The 3,276-nt window shown below is 48.7% G+C and carries 2 protein-coding genes; both read left to right on the top strand.

Translation table 11 applies throughout. The features are described from left to right. Window positions 1-253 precede the first annotated feature (253 nt). A complete protein-coding gene (locus KBY96_RS16165) occupies window positions 254-1,207 on the top strand; it encodes a glycosyltransferase family 2 protein (protein WP_254980581.1) in 954 nt (317 codons plus the stop codon). An 18-nt stretch (window positions 1,208-1,225) separates the two neighbouring features. Further along, window positions 1,226-2,758, top strand: coding sequence for a bifunctional PIG-L family deacetylase/class I SAM-dependent methyltransferase (locus KBY96_RS16160; protein ID WP_254980578.1), 1,533 nt, complete (start codon window positions 1,226-1,228; stop codon window positions 2,756-2,758). The last annotated feature ends 518 nt before the right edge of the window (window positions 2,759-3,276 follow it).

The raw sequence follows: 3,276 nt of genomic DNA, 5'->3' as shown, positions 1-3,276 counted from the left end.
AGGGTTCATTCGCCTACTCAAGTGGGTTTTTGCAAACTCCTAAGTGATTCTTGCTGAAGAAGCTCAAATTCATTGCCGTGCAGACGACCCGGTTACTTCCACGGCGGCATAATCCGCACAAGTTAGTTCGATTTGAGTTGAGAATGGAGTCTTGGCTCTGATTAATCTTGTCAGTCGTCAATCTTTCTCTTGGGAGGGATACAGGCCTTCGCGATCCAGTATGCTTGGCAGATTGTACTCATCCTTGCCACAAGTGACGCCTTCTTCAGCAGTTAGCCGCTGGCTGCGGCATGCTATTTCTTTCGGAACTAGCCGACCAGCTGTTTCGGTTGTTATTCCATTCTATGGCAAAAGGAGAGAGATCAGGGTCGCAATACAAGCGCTAGAATGCCAGTCTTTTACAAACTTCGAAGTAGTCGTTGTGGCTGATGGTTGTTCTTTCAAAGCTGTTGAGATGAAAGTGCTTCGCCAGTCTGGTATTGCTGTGCAAGTTATTCGGCTTTCCGAGAATTGTGGGGCGTTTGCGGCCCGAATCGTGGGGGCTGCTCATGCGCGGGGCGATTATCTATGGTTTCTGGATCATGACGACTATGTAGAGTCGGGCTTTCTTGGTCAAATGTATACCAGGGCTGTAGATACCAAAGCCGATATAGTCGAGTGTCCATTTCTGGTTTGTGAACCAAACAGGGCTCCTAGGCTATTCTCCCGGTTCAATGGCCAATTAGAACGCCATGGCAAGGACATCTTTGAGGCTTATCTCAGAGGGGAATCCCATAACAATCTGGCTAATAAGCTTATCCGCCGCAGGTGCTGGAGCAAGGCAATTAACTCTCTAGAAAAACTGGGCATTTCTCAAAAGCAACGCTTGAACTTTTGCGAAGATATGCTATGCACGATCATATTGTATGATCTCATTGAACATTATGCCAGTGAGAACGAGGTGCATTATGGCTACTGCCGTCGATCTGGCAGTACAACTAATATTGGCAATCGAGAGGCTGTTGAGGCGTGTATTTCAGATCTTGCAATGATCCTTTCGACCCTTCGTCCTCTCCTACTGCAATATTCCCATTCTGAAGCCTTAGTCGCATTCCAAGTGCGAGAAGTAGACTGGATTCTTACCAATATGCTTCTCAGGCGAGTGGGAAACTGCCTTTCGCCTGAGGCTTGGAACGAGGTCGGTCGCATCCAGACGATGCTAAAATAGAAGAAGTAATTTAGATTCATGGCGATTTTGGGCCAGGTTCCGTTGAAGCCTAGTGCAGCAGCCGCAATCTTTAGATCACTCACAGGATCTGAATTTCAGAAGGTGATGATTGTCTGCGCTCATCCAGATGATGAATGCGTGGGCGCGGGCGTGGTCTTGCCGGTTTTGTCAAGTCTCACAGTGGTGCATGTCACGGGCGGGGTGCCCGATGACCCCCGCTATGCTCGATGGGCTGGCTTCAAAAGTCTCGAAGCTTATAAGTCTGCAAGGCTAAAAGAAGCACAGGATGCTATGAACTATATGGGCTTATCGCCCACCAACCTTCTCAATCTAGGATTTAATGATCAGCAGCTAAGCTATCAGTTAGAAGCTCTTGCTAACTCCATTGTTGCCCTGATTGGCGAGCATGAGCCAGATATTGTTATTACACATCCCTATGAAGGTGGGCACCCAGATCATGATGCGGTTGCTTTTTCATGCCATCATGCGTTGATGGTGTTGAAACGCCTTGGGAAAACACTGCCACACCTGGTTGAGATGACTTCGTATTTCTCTTCCGGTGGAGAACGAGTCCTTGGAGAATTTGCACAAGATAACTATGAGGGCATGTCTATCATGTTTGATCAAGACTCCCGAACTTATAAAAAGGGTCTGTACCAGTGCTATGCCAGTCAATTAGAACTTTTGAAAACCTTCCCTCTTGAGGTTGAGCGGTTTCGTCTCGCACCCTGCTACGACTTTACTCAGCCACCGGAGGTTCCTGAAATTCTCTACGACAAGTACGAACTTGGTATTAAATCTAGACAATGGTTGGAACTAAGTCGATCAGCCAGCGAGAGGCTTTGTGCAGAAGAGTCAAGTCAGCGAGTGTTGAGAACTGAGCGTCCTGAAGTGGGAAAGGTAGCTTTCGGCGATCTTGCCCGCGTGGAGCCGATCAGCCGGTGGTTTGGCTACGACCGTGGAACGCCGATTGACCGACCATTCATCGAGCAATTTCTTCACCAGCACCGGCAGGACATACGTGGCAGAGTTTTGGAGATAGGCGATGATAGCTATACAAGGAAGTTTGGCGACGATCGCGTCTCTCACCGTGATGTCCTTCACGTGAAGGAGGGAGCACTCGGCTCTACAATAATAGGGGACTTGAGTCATGCACCCCAAATCCCAGACAACACTTTTGACTGCTTGATACTTACTCAGGTGTTGGTTTGTATCTTTGATCTCCCTTCTACAATCACAACTATTTATCGCATCCTTAAGCCTGGGGGCGTAGTACTTGTTACTGTCCCGGGTATTTCTAATATCGATAAAGGTGAGTGGCATGACTACTGGATGTGGTCCTTTTCCCCAAATGCTCTAAGGAAGCTCCTCATGCTAAAATTCCCACCACATGATATTGAAGTTACAAGTCGCGGCAATGTGTTTTCTGCAATTTCCTTCTTAGAGGGCCTCTGCACTGAAGACTTGCAGGACTTTCCTGAAGCAGATGATGATCCTCACTATCCTTTAACAGTGCTTGGGCGAGCAGTCAAGCCCTTGCACGTGAACTGAATGAAGGTGGGGTTAGCCATTTGCTGTCACCACGGCCAAGGGTGCAGGTTTTGCAGAGCTTCACTGGCGTGTAAATATATCCATTGGAAACTATATCATCAATATGAAGACCAGTCTGGCCTTCAATATCGTAACAACAGGCGGCGATCCTTCCATCCCATGTGATTGCAAACATGTGCTCCCGCTCATAATCGCAACTTTCGCTGGATGGGGTATCCGGTTGGTTGATCTTCCAAGAAGGAAGCGCCACCTGGCCTGCCCAGTCGTGAAGGTTCTCCTTCTTTGGCTCCCAGAAATACAGGATTTCAAGAATCCCTTGAAGGTGCTCGGTGAAATCTTCGGGAGGCCGTGAATGGGCAGAAATACCTACACCGCGAAGACCACTTCTAGCTAGGGAGGCTCTGGAAAACCCGCGCCATCCGCGCGAAAATACCTCTGCAATCGCTGGTACGCACTGGGATGATGGGCAGCAAGCAGCTCGGATTCGGTGACTACGAGCAGGCCACCGCCAAGAAGCG

The sequence above is a fragment of the Cyanobium sp. ATX 6A2 genome (assembly GCF_024346355.1).
GTDB lineage: Bacteria > Cyanobacteriota > Cyanobacteriia > PCC-6307 > Cyanobiaceae > NIES-981.
Note: the sequence above shows the minus strand (reverse complement) of the source record. Positions and strands in the feature narration are given on the sequence as shown.

Bases quoted from the DNA above. Each gene is read 5' to 3' on its own strand.
- KBY96_RS16160 (WP_254980578.1), top strand. From the start codon at position 1,226: ATGGCGATTTTGGGCCAGGTTCCGTTGAAGCCTAGTGCAGCAGCCGCA.